The 22,710-nt window shown below is 62.0% G+C and carries 19 protein-coding genes, 1 tRNA gene and 1 pseudogene; 19 read left to right on the forward strand and 2 right to left on the reverse strand.

Going from position 1 to position 22,710, the window contains the following annotated elements; genetic code table 11:
• The 15 genes and pseudogenes from M729_RS1000000138075 to M729_RS0129935 all read left to right on the forward strand — a co-directional run.
• Positions 1-102 (forward strand): annotated as a pseudogene (locus M729_RS1000000138075) (elongation factor Tu); the annotation flags it as partial.
• 153 nt (positions 103-255) lie between these two features.
• Complete coding sequence (locus tag M729_RS0129870; protein ID WP_027163735.1) at positions 256-1,896, forward strand: hypothetical protein; 1,641 nt, start codon at positions 256-258, stop codon at positions 1,894-1,896.
• A gap of 102 nt (positions 1,897-1,998) precedes the next feature.
• Positions 1,999-2,481: a group II truncated hemoglobin gene (locus tag M729_RS0129875; protein WP_024505637.1), complete on the forward strand. Its 483-nt coding sequence runs from the start codon at positions 1,999-2,001 to the stop codon at positions 2,479-2,481.
• A gap of 30 nt (positions 2,482-2,511) precedes the next feature.
• On the forward strand, positions 2,512-3,063 hold the full coding sequence (locus tag M729_RS0129880; protein ID WP_032809618.1) for a putative glycolipid-binding domain-containing protein: 552 nt from the start codon (positions 2,512-2,514) through the stop codon (positions 3,061-3,063).
• A gap of 80 nt (positions 3,064-3,143) precedes the next feature.
• Positions 3,144-3,219, forward strand: a tRNA-Trp gene (locus tag M729_RS0129885).
• 394 nt (positions 3,220-3,613) lie between these two features.
• A complete protein-coding gene (gene secE, locus M729_RS0129890) occupies positions 3,614-3,817 on the forward strand; it encodes a preprotein translocase subunit SecE (RefSeq protein ID WP_013531408.1) in 204 nt (67 codons plus the stop codon).
• A 27-nt stretch (positions 3,818-3,844) separates the two neighbouring features.
• Entirely contained in the window at positions 3,845-4,372 is a 528-nt protein-coding gene (nusG, locus tag M729_RS0129895) for a transcription termination/antitermination protein NusG (RefSeq protein ID WP_013531409.1), read from the forward strand.
• Between the two features lie 158 nt (positions 4,373-4,530).
• On the forward strand, positions 4,531-4,959 hold the full coding sequence (rplK, locus tag M729_RS0129900; protein WP_013531410.1) for a 50S ribosomal protein L11: 429 nt from the start codon (positions 4,531-4,533) through the stop codon (positions 4,957-4,959).
• A gap of 4 nt (positions 4,960-4,963) precedes the next feature.
• Positions 4,964-5,662: a 50S ribosomal protein L1 gene (rplA, locus tag M729_RS0129905; RefSeq protein WP_013531411.1), complete on the forward strand. Its 699-nt coding sequence runs from the start codon at positions 4,964-4,966 to the stop codon at positions 5,660-5,662.
• Positions 5,663-6,055: 393 nt separating this feature from the next.
• Positions 6,056-6,574: a 50S ribosomal protein L10 gene (gene rplJ, locus M729_RS0129910; RefSeq protein WP_013531412.1), complete on the forward strand. Its 519-nt coding sequence runs from the start codon at positions 6,056-6,058 to the stop codon at positions 6,572-6,574.
• A gap of 54 nt (positions 6,575-6,628) precedes the next feature.
• Complete coding sequence (gene rplL, locus M729_RS0129915; RefSeq protein ID WP_013531413.1) at positions 6,629-7,006, forward strand: 50S ribosomal protein L7/L12; 378 nt, start codon at positions 6,629-6,631, stop codon at positions 7,004-7,006.
• A gap of 251 nt (positions 7,007-7,257) precedes the next feature.
• The gene (gene rpoB / locus M729_RS0129920; RefSeq protein ID WP_013531414.1) at positions 7,258-11,394 is read left to right on the forward strand and encodes a DNA-directed RNA polymerase subunit beta; all 4,137 of its coding nucleotides are present in this window, start codon (positions 7,258-7,260) and stop codon (positions 11,392-11,394) included.
• Positions 11,395-11,580: 186 nt separating this feature from the next.
• Complete coding sequence (gene rpoC / locus M729_RS0129925; RefSeq protein WP_013531415.1) at positions 11,581-15,777, forward strand: DNA-directed RNA polymerase subunit beta'; 4,197 nt, start codon at positions 11,581-11,583, stop codon at positions 15,775-15,777.
• A 112-nt stretch (positions 15,778-15,889) separates the two neighbouring features.
• Positions 15,890-16,588: a lipase chaperone gene (locus M729_RS1000000139550; RefSeq protein ID WP_024505640.1), complete on the forward strand. Its 699-nt coding sequence runs from the start codon at positions 15,890-15,892 to the stop codon at positions 16,586-16,588.
• Positions 16,589-16,638: 50 nt separating this feature from the next.
• Complete coding sequence (locus M729_RS0129935) at positions 16,639-17,304, forward strand: O-methyltransferase (RefSeq protein WP_024505641.1); 666 nt, start codon at positions 16,639-16,641, stop codon at positions 17,302-17,304.
• 289 nt (positions 17,305-17,593) lie between these two features.
• Here the strand turns inward: M729_RS0129935 and M729_RS0129940 are convergent, their stop codons facing one another.
• Positions 17,594-18,520: a Gfo/Idh/MocA family oxidoreductase gene (locus M729_RS0129940; RefSeq protein ID WP_027163736.1), complete on the reverse strand. Its 927-nt coding sequence runs from the start codon at positions 18,518-18,520 to the stop codon at positions 17,594-17,596.
• 172 nt (positions 18,521-18,692) lie between these two features.
• Positions 18,693-18,974, reverse strand: a complete 282-nt coding sequence (locus tag M729_RS0129945) for a transcriptional regulator (protein ID WP_013531420.1) — start codon at positions 18,972-18,974, stop codon at positions 18,693-18,695.
• Between the two features lie 497 nt (positions 18,975-19,471).
• Between M729_RS0129945 and rpsL the strand changes: the two genes are divergently transcribed.
• The 4 genes from rpsL to M729_RS01000000136190 all read left to right on the forward strand — a co-directional run.
• Positions 19,472-19,843 (forward strand): 30S ribosomal protein S12, encoded by a 372-nt coding sequence (gene rpsL, locus M729_RS0129950; RefSeq protein WP_006333356.1) that lies wholly within the window; start codon positions 19,472-19,474, stop codon positions 19,841-19,843.
• 76 nt (positions 19,844-19,919) lie between these two features.
• A complete protein-coding gene (gene rpsG, locus M729_RS0129955; RefSeq protein ID WP_008875664.1) occupies positions 19,920-20,390 on the forward strand; it encodes a 30S ribosomal protein S7 in 471 nt (156 codons plus the stop codon).
• A 29-nt stretch (positions 20,391-20,419) separates the two neighbouring features.
• On the forward strand, positions 20,420-22,510 hold the full coding sequence (gene fusA, locus M729_RS0129960; protein ID WP_013531421.1) for an elongation factor G: 2,091 nt from the start codon (positions 20,420-20,422) through the stop codon (positions 22,508-22,510).
• A gap of 99 nt (positions 22,511-22,609) precedes the next feature.
• Positions 22,610-22,710: GTP-binding protein (locus M729_RS01000000136190; protein WP_031249078.1), on the forward strand; the 101-nt coding region annotated here is incomplete at its 3' end.

Raw genomic sequence — 22,710 nt, forward strand, 5'->3', positions numbered from 1 at the left:
GAGCTGATCGTGCCGATCGCCATGGAAGAGAAGCTGCGCTTCGCTATCCGTGAAGGCGGCCGCACCGTCGGTGCCGGCATCGTCGTCACCATCAAGGAATAACCGAGCCCGGCATTCGCCGGATCGACAAGAAAGGGCGGTCTTCGGGCCGCCCTTTTTGTTTGCCGGGCTATCGGCTGCCGCCCCGTCGGCCGAAGCCTGTTGCAAGGCTCTGGACCTCGTCTAGTATAGGTTGCATCAAGGGGCTTTTTCCAAATGGTTCCAAGGCGGTATTTTCATCGTCGGGCATTGTGGCCGCTGGCTCTGACCTGGCTGATTGCGTTGCTTGCCACAGGCCCGGCAGCCTTCGCGGCGGATGCGGCGCCGGATCTTGGACCGACGATGCGGTTCGGCATTGTCCGCAGCAACGCAGCGGGGTGCGAGCCGATCTGCCCGGAATGGATATCGGCCGAGGGCTCCATAGAAGCCGGAACTCCGGCGCTCTTCAAACGCATGCTGAAGACGCTTGGCGGGCGGAAACTGCCTGTTGTCGTGGATTCTCCCGGCGGCAATGTCGAGGCGGCGCTGACGCTTGGCCGGCTGATCCGCAAGAACAAGCTCGATATCGCCATCGGCAAGACGGTGTTTTCCAGCTGCCAGCCCGACGCGAAGGGGTGCCAGGACCGTGACGCCCGCTACTTCGGCGATGTCATCGACTATGGCGCCATGTGCAATTCCGCCTGTCCTCTGATGTTTGCCGGCGGCATCAGGCGAGTGGCCGGCGAATGGGCCTATCTCGGGGTCCATCAGATCACCACGACCTACATCCGCACGAAATTGCAATACCGGACCACCTACCGGATCGTCGGGGGCAAGAAGAAGATCCTCAACACGAAGATCGTCAGCCGCAAGAACGCCGGCAGCTACAAGACCTACGAAATGAGCAAGTCGGTGGAGAAAAAGCTGGCGGCCTACCTGGATCAGATGGGCATCGAACAAAGCATGCTCGAAACGATGAAGGGCACCCCGGCCAGCGAAATCCACCAGATCGCCCTCGATGACATGCTGGCGATGAAGCTGGTCACCAGCACGGACGCCGTGGGCCTGTTGACCGCGGCGAGCCTGTGCGAACCCGGCCGCCTGGCCACGAATTGCCGGGAGGTGCCGGGGAACAAGCCTGATGGCCTGATGGCGACCGCGGCCAGGCCTACTCCGCCAGCGATCGAACCCGAGGCGGCGCGGCGCGATGAAGACATGCGCTTCGTTGTCGTTCGCGGCACCAATCCGCTCTGCAATCCAGACTGCCCGGAATGGATCTCGGCGGAAGGCGCGATCACCCCCCAGACCCCGCAGAAGCTGCGCCAGCTGCTCGCCACGATCGGCAAACGGCAACTGCCTGTCGTGATCAGCTCGAAGGGAGGCGACCTGTTCAGCGCCCTGGCGGCGGGACGGCTTATCCATGAAAAGAATCTCGACGTCGCCGTTGGCCGCACCGATTTCGTCGGCTGTGACCCAGGAGCGTGGAATTGCCTGGCCAAGGAGGGCGCCTATGCCGGGCTGAGCATCGATGCGGGCGTGGAGTGCGATTCGGCCTGCGCGTTCATGCTTGCCGGCGGCATCAGGCGGCTTGTCGGTCCCCAGGCGCGACTTAGCCTCTACCCGATGGGGCAAAAGCTGATGGTCAAGGCCTACCTGGAGGAGATGGCGATCAGTTCCGCCCTGTTCGCGGCGATCGAGCGGCGCTCGGTCGAGCGCCGGCTGGAACCCGACATGATGCTGAAGGTTGGCCTGACGACGAGCCTGCAATCGGTCGACGCGCTGACCGGTGCGACCATTTGCGAGGCGGTGCCAAGACCCGAGAATTGCCGGATCCGGCCTTCCGCCAATGCCGAGGCTGACGCGCCGGCCAAATTGTAGTGGGCGACGGAGCCCGAAACTGGCCATCGAGGCAGGTTGAGCCGCTTTCGATTTTTCCGCTATCGTCGCTGCTGGCGGCTTCAGGCAAGCGGAGGATCGAGAATGGGCCAGGATATCCCGACACTCTACGAATGGGCCGGCGGCAGCGAGGCCTTGAACCGGCTCACCCAGACCTTCTATGACAAGGTGGCGCAGGACCCGATCGTCGGGCCGGTGTTCAAGACCATGTCGCCGGATCACCCCGCCCATGTCGCGGCCTTCATCGGCGAGGTTTTCGGCGGACCGAAGACCTACAGCGAGCAGTTCGGCGGGCACCGCGAGATGGTCATGCACCATCTGGGCAAGCATCTGAGCGAAGAGCAGCGCCGCCGCTGGATCAGCCTCCTGGCCGATGCCGCCGACGCGGTCGGCCTGCCTGACGATCCGGAATTCCGTTCGGCCTTCATGGGCTATGTCGAATGGGGATCGCGCCTGGCCAAGATGAACTCCAATCTCGGCGAAACCTGCGATCCGCAGACGGAACCGATGCCGGCCTGGGGCTGGGGTGTGCCGGGCGGCCCCTATCAGCCACCGGGTACAAACTAGCGTCCAGTTCGCCATGGAGGTGTTGGGCTGATGTCGGAAGATGTGAAGATCATACGTTGGCGCGAGTGGGACGGACCGGGTCTCGAACATTTGGTGCTGCAGGAGCGGGCAGGGGAGGTCTCGGCCGACTCTGTCGCAGTCTGCTCCGGGCAAACGCCTTTCGCCGTCCGTTACCGCATCGCTTGCGATGTCGGCTGGCACGCCAGGCGTGTCGTTGTCGATATGATCGGTAGCGGCCGCACGCTTGTTCTTGCCGCCGATGGCGATGGTCGCTGGACCAGGGACGGCCTGCCGATGCCGGAACTCGACGGCATTTTCGATCCCGACCTGACCATCACGCCGTTCACCAACACGCTGCCGATCCGGCGATTGCAGCTTTCCGCCGGGCAGAGTGCCGAGATAACCACTGCCTTCATCGACTTCCCCGCCCTCACGGTCGTCGCCAACCCGCAACGCTACACATGCCTCGAAGAGGGCAGGCGATATCTCTATGAATCGCGCGCCAGCGACTTCAGGCGGGAACTTGAAATCGACCGCAACGGGCTGGTTGTCGACTATCCCGATTTCTGGCGCAGAGGTTAAGGCGTGTTTGCATGCAAACCGCTCTTTACAGAGCGTGCGGAAGCTTTTAGGAAGCGCCTGCTGCGCCGACATGCGCACGTACGGGCATAGCTCAGTTGGTAGAGCGGCGGTCTCCAAAACCGCAGGTCGTAGGTTCGAGCCCTGCTGCCCGTGCCATTCCCTGAATGGCATTCAACCCAATGTCTCGCCGTTTCGGAATGGCGTTCAAAACGATATTTCCATGGTCCGGCCTTTGAAAATCGGCGACCCGCTTGCCATATAGGGTCGATTGGGGCATAAGAGCGCCATAGCCGGGACGGAACGACTGGATGGTTCCGAGGCGGTGTTTGGTCATAAAGCGGAGACTTGCCACTTGCGTGGATCAAGAATCGGTTTTATGTAGACGAAACAGACACGCGACGCGTGGAGCTGGGAAACCGGCTTTACGCGTCTGATTTGCATGGGCGAAATGATTGCGCTGATTCGGCGCGAAATTCGCTCAGGCGGCACGTCCCGGCCAGCGGGATCATCCAGGAGACCCGGCCAACGGGTCTTGAAGACAGAGCGGCATATGGCTTCGAAAACCACAAATCCTTTCGTCTTTCTCCAGCAGGTTCGCGCGGAGACCGCCAAGGTGACTTGGCCGTCGCGGCGCGAAACGATGATCTCGACGGTGATGGTTCTGGCCTTCGCAGTGATCGCGATGATCTTTTTCTTCACCGCTGATCAGCTCATGGGCCTCGCGGTCGAACAGATTCTGGGCATCGGACGCTAAGTCCGGCGATTACGGAGAAGTCTTGAAATGACCGCGCGCTGGTACATCGTCCACGCCTATTCGAACTTTGAAAAGAAGGTCGCCGAGGATATCGAGAACAAGGCCAAGCAGAAGGGCCTGTCTGCCGACATCCACCAGATCGTGGTTCCGACCGAGAAGGTCGTCGAAGTTCGCCGCGGCCGCAAGGTCGATGCCGAGCGCAAGTTCTTCCCGGGCTATGTGCTGCTGAAGGCCAATCTGACCGACGCCGTGTTCTCGCTGGTCAAGAACACGCCGAAGGTCACCGGCTTCCTGGGTGACTCCAAGCCGGTGCCGATCACCGAGGCGGAAGCGCAGCGCATCCTGAACCAGGTCCAGGAAGGCGTCGAGCGGCCCAAGCCCTCGGTCACGTTCGAGATCGGCGAAGCGATCCGCGTTTCGGATGGTCCCTTCGCGTCGTTCAACGGTTTCGTCCAGGAAGTGGACGAGGAGCGGGCGCGGCTCAAGGTGGAAGTTTCGATCTTCGGGCGCGCCGTGCCTGTCGATCTGGAATTCGGGCAGGTCGAAAAGGGCTGATCCGAAATCCCTGAAGCCGGTTTGGCGATCAGGGGAGGCGGCGCGGAAGCGCGGCCTGAGAACGGTGGGAGACGAATGCGGCTTTAGCCGGCCGCATGGATCGCACCACCAGACTGCAACCGCCGGCATGACCGGCATAGACAAAGGCAGGAAAAGAGATGGCTAAGAAAATTGCAGGCCAGCTCAAGCTCCAGGTGAAAGCGGGATCGGCTACGCCGTCTCCCCCGATCGGCCCGGCGCTTGGTCAGCGTGGCATCAACATCATGGAGTTCTGCAAGGCGTTCAACGCGCAGACCCAGGAAATGGAAAAGGGATCGCCGGTTCCGGTTGTCATCACCTACTATCAGGACAAGTCCTTCACCTTCGTCATGAAGACGGCGCCGGTGAGCTACTTCCTGAAGAAGGCGGCGAACCTGACCTCTGGTTCCAAGGAGCCGGGCAAGGTCAAGGCCGGTACGGTTTCGCGTGACAAGGTCCGCGAGATTGCCACCGCGAAGATGAAAGACCTGAACGCAAACGACGTCGAAGCGGCCATGCGCATGGTCGAGGGCTCCGCCCGCTCGATGGGTCTGGAAGTGGTGGGCTAAGATCATGGCAAAGATTGCAAAGCGTGTATCGAAGACCCGCGAAGGCATCGATCCCAACAAGGCTTATGCCCTGGGTGATGCGCTGAAGCTGCTCAAGGACCGTTCCTCGGTGAAGTTCGATGAGACCATCGAAGTCGCCATGAACCTCGGCGTCGACCCGCGCCATGCCGACCAGATGGTCCGCGGCGTGGTCAACCTGCCGAACGGCACCGGCCGCTCGGTACGTGTCGCCGTGTTCGCCCGTGGCGACAAGGCCGACGAAGCGCGCGCTGCCGGCGCCGACATCGTTGGTGCCGAGGATCTGGTCGACATCGTCCAGAAGGGCACGATCGATTTCGATCGCTGCATCGCCACGCCGGACATGATGCCGCTGGTCGGCCGTCTGGGCAAGGTGCTCGGCCCGCGCGGCATGATGCCGAACCCGAAGGTCGGAACCGTCACCACCGACGTTGCCGCCGCCGTCAAGGCGTCCAAGGGCGGCGCCGTCGAGTTCCGTGTCGAGAAGGCTGGCATCGTCCATGCCGGCGTCGGCAAGGTCTCGTTCGACGTCAAGGCCCTGGAAGAGAACATCCGCGCCTTCGCCGATGCGGTGACCAAGGCAAAGCCGACTGGCGCCAAGGGCAACTACGTCAAGAAGGTGTCGGTCACCTCGACGATGGGCCCGGGCCTCAAGCTCGACGTCGCGACGCTTAACGCGTCCTGATACGAACATTTGGATCGGCCGGCAAGCGGCTGATCCGCAAGTGAATTCCGGACCTCCGACTTGTCGGCGGCCCGGTACCGGAAGCCGAAAGGTTTCCGGACATCCTGTCCGAGATTGCAGGCGGCCCAGAAGCCTTAATTCGATTTGGGCCTGCATGAGACGGGTGAAGACCGGACAACGGAGCGATTGCTCCAATGAAAGGTTCGAACCGTGTTTGCCTTTTGTCTGCGCATCGCCGGCTTGACTGTCGATGTGGCGAAAGGGGGCAGGATCCTCGAGCGTCGTTCGGGAGATCCGTTACTGGATGGCCCGGCCGACAAAAGGCAACCCGACGCCTGTCCTCGTCAATGGGATGTTCCCGTTAACAGGATTGGGGTCAACTGGAGATAGGCAGTGGACAGAGCGGAAAAACGCGAACTCGTCACGGGCCTGAACGGTGCGTTCTCGAACGCAGGTTCAGTGGTCGTGGCCCACTACGCCGGTATCACCGTCGCGCAAATGAACGACCTTCGGTCGAAAATGCGCGCTGCCGGTGGCACCGTCAAAGTCGCGAAGAACCGTCTCGCCAAAATCGCTCTTCAGGGCACGGACTCCGCATCGATCATCGAGCTGTTCAAGGGACAGACGCTGATTGCTTATTCGGAGGATCCGATTGCGGCGCCGAAGGTCGCGTCCGATTTCGCCAAGGGAAATGACAAGCTCGTCATTCTCGGCGGCGCAATGGGCACCACCTCGCTCAATGCCGACGGTGTGAAGGCACTCGCCACACTTCCGTCGCTCGATGAGCTGCGCGCCAGGCTGGTTGGCATGATCGCCACGCCGGCAACCCGGATCGCCCAGATCGTCAATGCGCCAGCGGCCTCGGTCGCGCGCGTCATCGGCGCTTACGCCCGGAAGGACGAGGCGGCATGAGGCCGTTCCTCGCTATCACAAACACACGTTCGAACCTTATGAAGGAACACAACAATGGCTGATCTCGCAAAGATCGTAGACGACCTTTCGAAGCTGACCGTCCTCGAGGCGGCCGAGCTGTCGAAGCTTCTGGAAGAAAAGTGGGGCGTTTCGGCTGCTGCTCCGGTGGCGGTTGCCGCTGCTGGCGGCGCTGCGGCCGCTGCTGCTCCGGCCGAGGAAAAGACGGAATTCGATGTCGTCCTCACCGACGCAGGCGCTCAGAAGATCAACGTCATCAAGGAAGTCCGCGCCATCACCGGTCTTGGCCTCAAGGAAGCCAAGGATCTGGTTGAAGCGGCTCCGAAGCCGGTCAAGGAAGCCGTTTCCAAGGCCGACGCTGACAAGTTCAAGGCCCAGCTGGAAGCAGCCGGCGCCAAGGTCGAACTGAAGTAAGCGTAAAAGCGGCGGGCGGCCTCGCGCCGTCCGCCACTCCCTTCGCCCGAAGGGAGAGCGCGTAACGCGAGATCTGCGAGAACCTCTTTCCTGAGGGCCGAAAACCGGCCTTCAGGAAACGGGTTTTCTCCCGTTCTAGCCGGCCGCCGACAGGCGCCGGGAAAACAGACAGAGGGTTGCCGCCAAGGTGGCCCAGTATGCAAGGCGAGCCGCGGCGAGGCTCGTCCCGAGTTTAGAGCTAAGGAGCGACGATGGCCCAGACCCAGACTTTCAATGGCCGCAGACGCGTACGCAAGTTCTTCGGAAAGATTCCGGAAGTTGCGGAGATGCCGAACCTGATCGAGGTTCAGAAGGCATCCTATGACCAGTTCCTGATGGTGGCGGAGCCCAAGGGTGGGCGTCCGGACGAGGGGCTGCAGGCCGTTTTCAAGTCGGTCTTCCCGATCTCCGATTTTTCCGGCTCCTCCATGCTGGAGTTCGTGAAGTACGAGTTCGAAGGACCGAAATTCGACGTTGACGAATGCCGTCAGCGCGACCTCACCTATGCCGCGCCGCTCAAGGTGACGCTGCGCCTCATCGTGTTCGATATCGACGAGGACACCGGCGCCAAGTCCATCAAGGACATCAAGGAGCAGGACGTCTACATGGGCGACATGCCGCTCATGACCTTGAACGGCACCTTTATCGTCAACGGCACCGAGCGCGTCATCGTTTCGCAGATGCACCGTTCGCCGGGCGTCTTCTTTGACCATGACAAGGGCAAGTCGCACTCGTCGGGCAAGCTTCTGTTTGCCGCGCGCGTCATCCCGTATCGCGGTTCGTGGCTCGACATCGAGTTCGATTCCAAGGACGTCGTGCACGCCCGCATCGATCGCCGCCGCAAGATTCCGGTGACGTCGCTGCTGATGGCGCTCGGCATGGACGGCGAAGAGATCCTGTCGACCTTCTACAACAAGATCACCTACAAGCGTGCCGGCGACCATTGGCGCATTCCGTTCAACGTCGAGCGTTTCCGCGGCCTCAAGGCTGTCGGCGACCTGGTCGATGCCGATACCGGCGAAGTCGTCGTCGAGGCCGGCAAGAAGATTACCGCACGCCAGGCACGGGCGCTTGGCGAAAAGGGTCTGAAGGCGATCAAGGCGACCGACGAGGACCTGCTCGGCAACTATCTGGCCGAGGACATCGTCAACTACGCCACCGGCGAGATCTTCCTCGAGGCCGGTGACGAGATCGACGAGAAGACGCTGAAGGTGCTGCTCGGCACCGGCGAAGAGGAGATCAAGGTTCTCGACATCGACCACGTCAATGTCGGCGCCTATATCCGCAACACGCTCAACGTCGACAAGAACGAGAGCCGCCAGGACGCGCTGTTCGACATCTATCGTGTCATGCGCCCCGGCGAGCCGCCGACGCTTGAAACCGCCGAAGCCATGTTCAACTCGCTGTTCTTCGATAGCGAGCGCTACGATCTGTCGGCCGTCGGCCGCGTCAAGATGAACATGCGCCTCGAGCTGAAGGCCGAGGACACCGTGCGCGTGCTGCGCAAGGACGACATCCTGGCCGTGGTCAGGACGCTGGTCGAACTGCGCGACGGCAAGGGCGAGATCGACGACATCGACAATCTCGGCAACCGCCGTGTGCGTTCGGTCGGCGAGCTGATGGAAAACCAGTACCGCGTCGGCCTGCTGCGCATGGAGCGCGCGATCAAGGAGCGTATGTCCTCGATCGAGATCGACACGGTCATGCCGCAGGATCTGATCAACGCCAAGCCGGCGGCTGCCGCCGTACGCGAGTTCTTCGGTTCCTCGCAGCTGTCGCAGTTCATGGACCAGACCAACCCGCTGTCGGAGATCACCCACAAGCGCCGCCTCTCGGCGCTTGGACCGGGCGGTCTGACCCGCGAGCGCGCCGGCTTCGAAGTGCGCGACGTGCACCCGACGCATTACGGCCGCATCTGCCCGATCGAGACGCCGGAAGGCCCGAATATCGGTCTGATCAACTCGCTGGCCACCTTCGCACGCGTCAACAAGTACGGCTTCATCGAGAGCCCGTACCGCAAGATCGTCGACGGCAAGCTGACCAATGACGTCGTCTATCTCTCGGCGATGGAAGAGGCCAAGCACCATGTCGCGCAGGCCAACGCCGAGCTCGACAAGAACGGTGGTTTCGTCGACGAATTCGTCATTTGCCGCAGTGCCGGCGAAGTGATGATGGCGCCGCGCGAAAACGTCGATCTGATGGACGTGTCGCCCAAGCAGATGGTGTCGGTGGCCGCGGCCCTGATCCCGTTCCTGGAAAACGACGACGCCAACCGCGCTCTGATGGGCTCGAACATGCAGCGTCAGGCCGTGCCGCTGGTGCGCGCCGAGGCGCCGTTCGTCGGCACCGGCATGGAGCCGATCGTCGCCCGTGACTCGGGCGCCGCCATCGGCGCCCGCCGCGGCGGCATCGTCGACCAGGTGGACGCGACGCGTATCGTTATCCGCGCCACCGAGGATCTCGATCCGGGCAAGTCCGGCGTCGACATCTACCGGTTGATGAAGTTCCAGCGTTCGAACCAGAACACCTGCATCAACCAGCGCCCGCTGGTTCGCATGGGCGACCGGGTCAACAAGGGCGACATCATCGCCGACGGTCCGTCGACCGAGCTCGGTGATCTGGCGCTCGGCCGCAACGTGCTGGTCGCGTTCATGCCGTGGAACGGCTACAACTACGAGGACTCGATCCTCCTGTCCGAACGCATCGTCGCCGACGACGTCTTCACCTCGATCCACATCGAGGAGTTCGAGGTCATGGCGCGCGATACCAAGCTTGGACCGGAGGAAATCACGCGCGATATCCCGAACGTCTCGGAAGAAGCGCTGAAGAACCTCGACGAAGCCGGCATCGTCTACATCGGTGCGGAAGTTCAGCCGGGCGACATCCTGGTCGGCAAGATCACGCCGAAGGGCGAAAGCCCGATGACGCCGGAAGAGAAGCTTCTGCGCGCCATCTTCGGCGAAAAGGCATCCGATGTGCGCGACACCTCGATGCGCATGCCTCCTGGCACTTTCGGCACCGTCGTCGAGGTGCGCGTCTTCAATCGCCACGGTGTGGAGAAGGACGAGCGCGCCATGGCGATCGAGCGCGAGGAGATCGAACGCCTCGCCAAGGACCGCGACGACGAGCAGGCCATTCTGGACCGTAACGTCTACGCGCGTCTTTCCGACGTGCTCGTCGGCAAGGAAGCGATCGCTGGACCGAAGGGCTTCAAGAAGGGCTCGACGCTGTCCAAGGATACGCTCGACGAGTATCCGCGTTCGCAGTGGTGGCAGTTTGCCGTGGAGAACGAAAAGCTCCAGAGCGAGCTGGAAGCGCTGCGTGGCCAGTATGACGATTCCAAGAAGGCGCTCGAGCAGCGTTTCATGGACAAGGTCGAGAAGGTCCAGCGCGGCGACGAAATGCCTCCGGGCGTCATGAAGATGGTCAAGGTCTTCGTGGCCGTGAAGCGCAAGATGCAGCCCGGCGACAAGATGGCCGGCCGTCACGGCAACAAGGGTGTCGTGTCGCGGATCGTTCCGGTCGAGGACATGCCTTTCCTCGAGGACGGCACGCATGCCGATATCGTGCTCAACCCGCTGGGTGTGCCGAGCCGCATGAATGTCGGCCAGATCCTGGAAACGCATCTGGGCTGGGCATGTGCGGGCATGGGCAGGAAGATCGGCGAGCTGATCGACACGTACAAGGCAGCCGGCGACATCAAGCCGCTGCGCAAGACGCTCGAGAGCTTCATCCCGGCCAACGACCGCAACGAGCCGGTTCGCGACTATGACGACGAGAGCATCGTTCGCCTCAGCGAGCAGATGCGCCGCGGCGTCTCGATCGCGACCCCGGTGTTCGACGGCGCGCATGAGGCTGACATCAACATCATGCTGGAGCAGGCGGGCCTGCACAGCAGCGGTCAGTCGCAGCTCTATGACGGACGCACGGGCGAGCCGTTCGATCGCAAGGTGACGATGGGCTACATCTACATGCTCAAGCTTCACCATCTCGTGGACGACAAGATCCACGCGCGTTCGATCGGTCCGTACTCGCTCGTCACCCAGCAGCCGCTGGGCGGCAAGGCGCAGTTCGGTGGCCAGCGCTTCGGCGAGATGGAGGTCTGGGCGCTGGAAGCGTACGGCGCCGCCTACACGCTGCAGGAAATGCTGACGGTGAAGTCCGACGACGTCGCCGGCCGTACCAAGGTCTACGAGGCGATCGTGCGTGGCGACGACACCTTCGAGGCCGGCATCCCGGAGAGCTTCAACGTTCTCGTCAAGGAAATGCGGTCTCTCGGCCTCAATGTCGAGCTGGAGAACACCAAGCTCGACGACAACCCTGTCCGGCTGCCCGACGCGGCCGAGTAAGGCAATGGCGCGCCACGGCTGTCCGCGGCGCGCCTCGAGCATGATCCCGAAAAGTGGCTACCGGTTTTCGGACAGGATCATGCTCAACCAGGAAGAATTCGACGGCCAGTGGCCGACAAAGACGGCGGGCGTTTGGCTCGCGACTAGATGCAAGGGATCTTCGAGGATCCCGAAAAGGAGAACGGCATGAACCAAGAGGTCATGAATCTCTTCAATCCGCAGGCGCCTGCGCAGGTGTTCGATTCCATCCGGATATCGCTTGCCAGCCCTGAGAAGATTCTGTCCTGGTCTTTCGGCGAGATCAAGAAGCCGGAGACCATCAACTACCGCACCTTCAAGCCGGAGCGTGACGGTCTGTTCTGCGCGCGCATTTTTGGCCCGATCAAGGACTATGAGTGCCTGTGCGGCAAGTACAAGCGCATGAAGTACAAGGGCGTCATCTGCGAGAAGTGCGGCGTCGAAGTCACGCTGTCGCGCGTTCGCCGCGAGCGCATGGGCCATATCGAGCTGGCGGCACCGGTCGCCCATATCTGGTTCCTGAAGTCGCTGCCGTCGCGCATCGGCACGCTGCTCGACATGACCCTGAAGGACATCGAGCGCGTCCTCTACTTCGAGAACTACATCGTCACCGAACCTGGCCTCACCGCGCTGAAGGAGCACCAGCTGCTCAGCGAGGAAGAGTACATGATCGCCGTCGACGAGTATGGCGAGGATTCGTTCACCGCCATGATCGGCGCCGAGGCCATTCATGACCTTCTGGCCGGCATGGACCTGGAGAAGATCGCCGGCGACCTGCGTTCGGAACTGGCGTCGACCACCTCCGAGCTGAAGCAGAAGAAGTATCTGAAGCGGCTCAAGGTCGTCGAGAACTTCATGGAATCCGGCAATCGTCCGGAATGGATGATCATGAAGGTGGTTCCGGTGATCCCGCCGGACCTGCGTCCGCTCGTCCCGCTGGACGGCGGCCGTTTCGCCACGTCGGATCTGAACGATCTCTATCGCCGCGTCATCAACCGCAACAACCGTCTGAAGCGGCTGATCGAGCTGCGCGCCCCCGGCATCATCGTGCGCAATGAAAAGCGCATGCTGCAGGAAGCCGTCGATGCGCTGTTCGACAACGGCCGTCGCGGCCGCGTCATCACCGGCGCCAACAAGCGCCCGCTGAAGTCGCTGTCCGACATGCTCAAGGGCAAGCAGGGCCGATTCCGTCAGAACCTGCTCGGCAAGCGCGTCGACTATTCCGGCCGCTCGGTCATCGTGACCGGTCCGGAGCTCAAGCTGCACCAGTGCGGCCTGCCCAAGAAGATGGCGCTCGAACTGTTCAAGCCCTTCATCTACGCCCGTCTCGACGCCAAGGGTTACTCCTCGACCGTCAAGCAGGCGAAGAAGCTGGTCGAAAAGGAGCGTCCGGAAGTCTGGGATATCCTCGACGAGGTCATCCGCGAGCATCCGGTGCTGCTGAACCGTGCGCCGACGCTGCACCGTCTCGGCATCCAGGCGTTCGAGCCGATCCTGATCGAAGGCAAGGCGATCCAGCTGCACCCGCTGGTCTGCACGGCCTTCAACGCCGACTTCGACGGCGATCAGATGGCCGTTCACGTGCCGCTGTCGCTGGAAGCGCAGCTTGAAGCCCGCGTGCTGATGATGTCGACCAACAACATCCTGCACCCGGCTTCGGGCGCGCCGATCATCGTGCCGTCGCAGGACATGGTTCTGGGTCTCTACTATCTCTCGATCGTCAACCAGAACGAGCCGGGCGAGGGCATGGTGTTTGCCGATATGGGCGAACTCCAGCACGCGCTCGAGACCAAGGCGGTGACGCTGCACTCCAAGATCAAGGGTCGTTTCCGCACGGTCGACGCCGAAGGCAAGGTCGTGTCGAAGATCCATGACACCACGCCTGGCCGCATGATCATCGGCGAGCTTCTGCCGAAGAACGTCAACGTGCCTTACGAGACCGCCAACCAGGAGATGACCAAGAAGAACATCTCCAAGATGATCGACACCGTCTACCGCCATTGCGGTCAGAAGGAGACGGTCATTTTCTGCGATCGCATCATGGCGCTCGGCTTCAGCCATGCCTGCCGTGCCGGCATTTCGTTCGGCAAGGACGACATGCTGATCCCGGATGCCAAGATCAAGCTGGTCTCCGACACCGAGGCTTTGGCCAAGGAATACGAGCAGCAGTACAATGACGGTCTGATCACGCAGGGCGAGAAGTACAACAAGGTCGTCGACGCCTGGGCCAAGTGCTCGGAAAAGGTCGCCGACGAGATGATGGCCCGCATCAAGGCGGTCGAGTTCGAGGACAATGGCCGTCAGAAGCCGATGAACTCGATCTACATGATGTCGCACTCCGGTGCGCGTGGCTCGCCCACCCAGATGCGCCAGCTTGCCGGCATGCGCGGCCTTATGGCCAAGCCGTCGGGTGAAATCATCGAGACGCCGATCATCTCGAACTTCAAGGAAGGCCTCACCGTGCTCGAGTACTTCAACTCGACCCACGGCGCCCGCAAGGGTCTGGCCGACACCGCCTTGAAGACGGCGAACTCGGGTTACCTCACCCGTCGTCTGGTCGACGTGGCGCAGGACTGCATCGTCAACTCCGTCGACTGCGGCACCGACAAGGGCCTCACCATGCAGCCGATCGTCGATGCCGGTCAGGTCGTTGCTTCGGTCGGCCAGCGCGTGCTGGGCCGTACGTCGCTCGACGACATCACCCATCCGGTGTCGGGCGAGATCCTGGTCAAGGCCGGAACGCTGATGGACGAGCGTGACGTGGAACAGATCGAAAAGGCCGGCGTCCAGTCGGTCCGCATCCGCTCGGCACTGACTTGCGAAGTCAGGGTTGGCGTCTGCGCGGTCTGCTACGGTCGCGATCTGGCCCGCGGCACCCCGGTCAACCAGGGCGAAGCCGTCGGCGTCATCGCGGCGCAGTCGATCGGCGAGCCGGGCACCCAGCTCACCATGCGTACCTTCCACATGGGCGGTACCGCGCAGGTGGTGGACAGCTCGTTCCTTGAAGCCTCGTATGAGGGCAAGGTCGAGATCCGCAACCGCAACGTGGTGCGCAACTCCGACGGCCAGCAGATGGTCATGGGCCGCAACATGGCGGTGCTGATCCTCGACGAAGCCGGCAAGGAGCGCGCCTCGCACCGTCTCACCTATGGTTCGCGTATCTTCGTGGACGATGGTGACAAGGTGAAGCGCGGCCAGCGTATCGCCGAGTGGGATCCCTACACGCGTCCGGTCCTCACCGAAATCGAGGGCAGGGTGTCGTACGAGGATCTGGTCGACGGCATTTCCGTTCAGGAAACGGCCGACGAGTCGACCGGCATCACCAAGCGTGAGGTCATCGACTGGCGCTCGACGCCACGTGGCAACGACCTGAAGCCGGCGATTGCGATCCAGGACGCCAAGGGCAAGGTCGGCAAGCTGTCCAAGGGCGGCGACGCCCGCTTCCTGCTCTCGGTCGAGGCCATTCTTTCGGTCGAGCCGGGTTCGCAGGTTCGCCCCGGCGACGTTTTGGCGCGTATTCCGATGGAAAGTGCCAAGACCAAGGACATCACCGGCGGTCTGCCGCGTGTTGCCGAACTGTTCGAGGCACGTCGTCCGAAGGATCACGCCATCATCGCCGAGATCGACGGCACGATCCGCTTCGGCCGCGACTACAAGAACAAGCGTCGCATCATCATCGAGCCGCATGACTCGACGCTTGAGCCGGTCGAATACCTGATCCCGAAGGGCAAGCCGTTCCATCTCCAGGACGGCGACGTCATCGAGAAGGGCGACTACATCCTCGACGGCAACCCGGCGCCGCACGACATCCTGGCGATCAAGGGCGTGGAGGCACTTGCTTCCTACCTCGTCAACGAGATCCAGGAAGTCTACCGTCTGCAGGGCGTGTCGATCAACGACAAGCACATCGAGGTGATCGTTCGCCAGATGCTGCAGAAGGTCGAGATCACGGTGCAGGGCGACTCGACCTACATCCCGGGCGATCATGTCGACGTGATCGAACTGGAAGAGGTCAACGAGCGTCTGGTCGAGGACGGCAAGAAGCCGGCCGAAGGCCTGCCGGTGCTGCTCGGTATCACCAAGGCATCGCTGCAGACGCCGTCCTTCATCTCGGCCGCCTCCTTCCAGGAGACGACGCGAGTGCTGACGGAAGCTGCCGTTGCCGGCAAGACCGACATGCTGCAGGGCTTGAAGGAAAACGTCATCGTCGGCCGGTTGATCCCGGCCGGTACCGGCGGCACGATGAGCCAGATCCGGCGCATCGCCACCTCGCGCGACGAACTGATCATCGACGAGCGCCGCAAGGCCTCGGGTGCGGAAGTCGCCGAGCCGATGCTGGCCGACATGACCACCGCCGCGCAGTAAGCGCGGACGGAACGTGAAGAGGAAAAGGGGCCGGTGGCCCCTTTTTCGCGTTTTGGCTTGCGCATCGGATCAGCGAAGATGATGGCTTGCGTCCAGATGCGGGGGAGCCTTGATGAGCGAAGAATACGACCTCGACAAAGCGGTCACCATCACATTGTCGCAGGCCAAGATGGCCGTCCTGATAGATATCTGCGCCAGGATCGGCGACTTCGGCCTGTCTCCGGAAGAGGAGTTCGTGCTGAGGGAAATCGAGGCGGCGGTCGAGCCGGAAATCGACTTCATCTTCGACCCCGGCTACAGGGCGATCGTGGCGGAAATCAAGAGCAAGCTCCGGCAGGAACTCGACCCGGAAGGCGCCCTGCGGGCTGCCGACAAGCATTTCGAGCCGGGCGCGCAAGCGATGATCTGGTTCGACGCGGCCCTGGAACATCCCGCGGATGATGATTTGCTAAGGCACTGCGTTGCGGCGGTTCTCGAGCTGAGCGCGCAGAGTGTGGATGTTGTTCACAGCGTCGCCGAACTCGGGGATGCGCCCGCCACCTGCGTCGTAGATGGCGCGTCGGAAGACGCCTATTCGCAACTCGTGACCATCTATCTCTCGGATATGTTTCAGCAACCGGATGCCGTCGAGAGCGGCGCGCGGCTGGCGCGGCTGCTCGACAGGTCATTGCTTCTCGCCAACGATGCCACGGCGGATCCCTACTCGTTCATTCTTGTGTCCAGGACGGGTGGGCAGTCGGTCGTGTCGGTTGCCTCGGACGAACTGGACGAGAACGGCCGGTATATTATCTTGAAGCCAGAGGCTCTTTGAGTGGGTCGAACGTCGACCCGCGGACGTCTCCGGAAAGGGCAGCACTTACGATGAGCAGGAACAATTGGGCGGCAGTCGACGACTACATCGTCGGTTCCCTCTTTGAGGCGGACCCCGTGCTTGATGCCGTTCTGGCGGCCAACCACGATCATGGCCTTCCGGCGATCGACGTGTCGCCGGCGCAGGGCAAGCTGCTTTCACTTCTTGCGCGCATGCAGGGAGCGAAGAAGGTCCTCGAAATAGGCACGCTGGGCGGCTATTCGACCATCTGGATGGCGCGCGCACTGCCTGCCGACGGCAAGATCGTGACGCTTGAACTCGATCAGCACCATGCTCATGTCGCGCGATCGAATTTCGAGCGGGCAGGGGTATCGGAGCGGGTGGAACTGCGGGTCGGTCCGGCGCTTCAGTCGCTCGCAGCACTTGGCACCGAGAATGCCGGGCCATTCGACTTCATCTTCATCGATGCCGACAAGCCGAACAATCCGCACTACCTATCCTGGGCCATGCGGTTGTCGCGGCCCGGAACGGCCATCGTCTGCGACAACGTCATTCGAGATGGTGATGTGGTGAACGAAGATGGCCGCGACGCCAATGTCGAAGGCGCGCGCGCCGCATTCTCATTCATCGGCAGCGAGAAGCGTCTGGACGGCACCGCCATCCAGACCGTCGGCGCCAAGGGCTATGATGGCTTTGCGATTGCGATCGTGGAGTGAGATCGCGCCATGATTGTCTGAATGACGCTGATATCAGACCAACTCGGCGGCTGTTCGTTTGTCGACCGGCTTCCCCCAATCCGTTGCTGCTTCGCAGCGGCACCTTTCCCCCCTCCGGAGGGAAAGGAAAGGAGCGTTGCTGAACGAGCGTTGGCGTCAATAGGTTCGCGCCCTTCCTCTACCCCGTCGATCGGGGGAGAGGTGGCTCGGCGTAGCCGAGACGGAGTGGGGGTCGACCTGGCACCAGCGTGCATTCACGCCAGGTCCGCGATCCCGTCGCGTGCACAGCTCAATCGAAAAACGCCTCGACTACGTTGCGCTTGCCGAGCATGAAGGCGTCAGCGACATGCTGGAGCGGGGCCAGATCGACATCGGAAACGCCGGCGCGCACGATCTCGGCGAAGCGCTTGTAGAGCATCGGATATTCCGCTTCCGGCTCTTCGTGAATGAGCTTGCCATCGATGGCGAGCTTCGAGCCGCCGCCCGACAGCACCATGGCGCCCTTGTCGGTGTCGGCCAGGATGTCCCAGCTTTGCGGGCCTGTCTGCAGCCAGTCGAGGTCCATCGTCACCGGCAGGCCATTCGAGGTGCGGAAGGTGACGCGCGCGGCAACCGGGGAGGCGCGGTTTTCGGGAAAGTCGAGCACCGCCGAGGTGATGAACATGGCCGGCAGGATATGGGTGGCAATCGACAGCGCGTTGATGCCGGGATCGAAGACGCCAAAACCGCCGGGAGCCCAGATCCATTCCTGGTTCGGGTGCCAGCGGCGCACATCCTCTTTCCAGTTGATGGCAGCCGAGCGGATGCGGGCTGAACTTAGAAAAGCACGTGCGGCCTCGACGGCCGGCGCATAGCGCGAGTGCCAGCTGGCAAACAGCGAGACGCCGTTGTGCGCAGCCAATGTCTTGAGGTCTTCGACCTCGCTGACAGTAGCGCCCGGCGGCTTCTCCAGGAAGACATGCTTCCTTGCCGTCAGCGCCGTCCGCGCCGCGTCATAGCGGAATTGCGGCGGCATGCAGAGCGAGACGGCCTCGAGCTCGGCTACGGCGTCGAGCATGGCTTCGATGGTGGGGAAATTCGGGATGTCATCCACCTTGCCGTGACGGCTGGCGGCCGCGACGAGGCGATAGTCCTGGTCTTTCGCCAGGGCCGGCAGGTGCTGGTCGCGGACGATCTTGCCGACGCCGACGATGCCTATCTTGATGGGCTGGGACACGGCCGCTCCGTCTGTTTGATGATGGTGATGGCTTCTTATCAGAACACTTGCCCCGGGCAAGCCGAAGCCGGGCAGCCAAGCTCAGCCTTCCCTTGGCGGCAGCACATTTGTCGGCTGGGAAGGCCTCGGTCGCCGATTCGGTTCGGCAGTCGATTCGAAAGCTGGACCGGGGTCAGATAGGCACGTCGAAGGTAACGATCGACACTTCGCCTTCGAGCGCGCCCTGGAAGGCGGAAATATGCGGCTCTTCGTCGGGGATGCCGTCCATGTCGCCGATCTGGTCGAGCTCGGCCTCGGCGTAACCTTCGGCGGCAAGCGATTCGAGCGCCCGGCGCACCGCCGAATCGTCGTCGGGCGCAACCAGCATGACGTGGACGCCTTCCGGTTTGCCGCCTTTTTTCTTCCACACCCGGCCGGTGATGATGGTGACCGGGCGTTCTTCGTTGTCGTTCACGGGCCGATTCCTCTTGGCAGCGGGTGGGCGGGCGAGGGGGTTTTGACTGCTCATGCGGCCTTTTCGCATGAAGCAAGGCCGCGCAACAGCGCAAACCCATTCACTTTGCCTGAAGGCTTGTCACTTTCTTCCTCGCTCTTGCAAAAATGCGAAAGAAAATTACATGCGGTTTTCGCATGGCTGCCAAGCCTTGGTCGGCGCGCAATATTTGGTGCTCCGGGCTTGACGGTCCGCGGTCTTACGGGTAGAAGCCGCCCAGTCAGAACCGATGTGAGGCTCTCCCTTCCGAAGCGACACGCTTTGGAGTTTGCCTCAAACAGGGTTCGTTTTACGAGCGAAAAGACATTTCCGGCGTGCACGAAGCGGCTTCCGCTTCCTCTGCCTTTTGTTCGGGCAAGACCGCGAGGCGCGGTTTATGGCCCGAATTTGCGTATGGAAATGACGCTTTGAGCGGCCCTGACCGGGCGAGACACGGAATTGAGAGACAAGAGGGTTTAATGCCTACCGTCAACCAGCTGATCCGCAAGCCGCGCATTGCGCCGGTGAAGCGCAACAAGGTCCCGGCCATGCAGCAGAACCCGCAGAAGCGGGGCGTCTGCACGCGCGTCTATACAACGACGCCGAAGAAGCCGAACTCGGCGCTGCGCAAGGTGGCCAAGATCCGCCTGACCAATGGTTTTGAAGTGATCGGGTACATCCCCGGCGAAGGCCACAACCTTCAGGAACACTCCGTGGTGATGATCCGCGGCGGCCGCGTCAAGGATCTTCCGGGCGTTCGCTACCACATCATCCGCGGCGTGCTCGACACGCAGGGTGTGAAGAACCGCAAGCAGCGCCGTTCGAAGTACGGCGCCAAGCGTCCGAAGTAAGGGGCGTCCGAAATAAGATTTTCCGGCCTTGGCGCTCCTTGAGTGCGTCGGGCTATGAGATTGAGAGACAAAAGCCATGTCGCGTCGTCACAGTGCAGAAAAGCGTGAGATCAATCCGGACCCGAAGTTCGGCGATCTGATCGTCACCAAGTTCATGAACGCCGTCATGTATGACGGTAAGAAGTCGGTCGCCGAGACCATCGTCTACGGCGCGCTCGACCAGGTTCAGTCGAAGACCAAGCAGGAGCCGGTCACCGTCTTCCATCAGGCGCTCGACAATGTCGCGCCGCATGTGGAAGTGCGTTCGCGCCGTGTCGGCGGCGCCACCTACCAGGTTCCGGTCGACGTGCGCCCCGAGCGCCGCCAGGCATTGGCCATTCGCTGGCTGATTGCTGCGGCCCGCAACCGCAACGAGACCACGATGGTCGACCGCCTCTCCGGCGAGCTGATGGACGCGGCCAACAACCGCGGCACCGCTGTCAAGAAGCGTGAAGACACCCACAAGATGGCTGAAGCCAACCGCGCTTTCGCGCACTACCGCTGGTAAAGCGCGAACGAGACTGAGAGGCAGCTACGATGGCCCGCGAATACAAAATCGAAGACTACCGCAATTTCGGTATCATGGCGCATATTGACGCCGGCAAGACGACGACCACCGAGCGCGTCCTCTACTACACGGGCAAGTCGCACAAGATCGGCGAAGTCCACGACGGCGCTGCCACCATGGATTGGATGGAGCAGGAGCAGGAGCGCGGCATCACCATCACGTCCGCCGCGACCACGACCTTCTGGAAGGCTCGTGACGGCAAGATGCACCGCTTCAACATCATCGACACCCCCGGCCACGTCGACTTCACCATCGAAGTCGAGCGTTCGCTGCGCGTGCTCGACGGCGCCATCGCACTGCTCGATGCCAATGCCGGTGTTGAGCCGCAGACCGAGACCGTCTGGCGCCAGGCCGACAAGTATCGCGTTCCGCGCATGATCTTCTGCAACAAGATGGACAAGATCGGCGCCGACTTCTATCGCTCGGTCGAGATGATCGGCTCGCGCCTCGGTGCGCATGCTGTTGTCATGCAGCTGCCGATTGGTGCCGAGACCGAGTTCAAGGGCGTTGTCGACCTCGTCGAGATGAACGCGCTGGTCTGGCGCGACGAGACGCTGGGCGCTGCCTGGGATATCGTCGAGATCCCGGACGACCTCAAGGCTCGTGCCGAAGAATACCGCGAGAAGATGATCGAGGCTGCCGTCGAAATGGACGAGACGGCGCTTGAGAATTACCTCGAAGGCAAGATGCCGTCGAATGACGAGATTCGCGCGCTGATCCGCAAGGGCACCATCGCGGTCAAGTTCTACCCGATGTTCTGTGGCTCGGCCTTCAAGAACAAGGGCGTGCAGCCGCTGCTCGACGCCGTCGTCGAATATCTGCCTTCGCCGGCCGATGTTCCCGCCATCAAGGGCGTCGATGCCAAGACCGACGCCGAGATCGAGCGTCATGCCGACGACAACGAGCCGCTGTCGATGCTCGCCTTCAAGATCATGAACGACCCGTTCGTCGGTTCGCTGACCTTTGCGCGCATCTATTCGGGCAGGCTCACCAAGGGCATCTCGGTCGACAACACCGTGAAGGGCAAGAAAGAGCGCATCGGCCGCATGCTGCAGATGCATGCGAACTCGCGCGCCGACGTCGAAGAGGCTTTTGCCGGCGATATCGTTGCTCTTGCCGGTCTCAAGGACACGACCACCGGCGACACGCTGAGCGATCCGCTGCATCCGGTCATTCTCGAGCGCATGGAATTCCCCGATCCGGTCATCCAGATTGCCATCGAGCCGAAGACCAAGAACGACCAGGAAAAGATGGGCCTCGCCCTTCACCGCCTGGCCGCCGAGGATCCGTCCTTCCGCGTCAAGACCGACGAGGAAAGTGGCCAGACCATCATTTCCGGCATGGGCGAACTCCACCTCGACATCATCGTCGACCGCATGCGTCGCGAGTTCAAGGTCGAGGCCAATGTCGGCGCACCGCAGGTGGCCTATCGCGAGACGATCACCCGCAAGCACGAGCAGGACTACACGCACAAGAAGCAGACTGGCGGTACCGGTCAGTTCGCTCGCGTCAAGATCCTCTTCGAGCCGAACCCGGACAGCAGCGAGTTCGAGTTCGATACCAAGATCGTCGGCGGCGCCGTGCCGAAGGAATACATCCCTGGTGTCGAAAAGGGCATCAACAGCGTCATGACCTCGGGTCCGTTCGCGGGCTTCCCGATGATCGGCGTCAAGGCGACCCTCATCGACGGCGCTTACCACGATGTCGACTCAAGCGTTCTGGCCTTCGAAATCGCCGGCCGCGCCTGCTTCCGTGAAGCAGCACCCAAGCTTGGCGTGCAGCTGCTCGAGCCGATCATGAAGGTCGAAGTCGTGACGCCGGAAGACTACGTCGGCAGCGTCATCGGCGATCTGAACGGTCGTCGTGGCCAGATCCAGGGTCAGGAAGCACGTGGTGTCGCCGTGGTCATCAACGCGATGGTGCCGCTCGCCAACATGTTCAAGTATGTCGACAACCTGCGCTCGATGAGCCAGGGCCGTGCGGCCTACACGATGCAGTTCGATCACTACGAGCCGGTCCCGACCGCAGTGGCCCAGGAAGTCCAGAAGAAATACGCGTAAGGGTTCCTTAGCCACCGACGTCGCGTCTCTTGCGCGGTGCCGGATCTGAAGAGCGAATAACAATTTCCCCCAAGCGGGTAGAATAGACGGAGAACGATTATGGCCAAAGGTAAATTCGAGCGTAACAAGCCTCACGTGAACATCGGCACGATTGGCCACGTCGACCATGGCAAGACGTCGCTGACGGCGGCGATCACCAA

Origin of the sequence: Mesorhizobium sp. WSM1293 (assembly GCF_000513875.1) — a bacterium.
Taxonomy (GTDB): domain Bacteria; phylum Pseudomonadota; class Alphaproteobacteria; order Rhizobiales; family Rhizobiaceae; genus Mesorhizobium; species Mesorhizobium ciceri.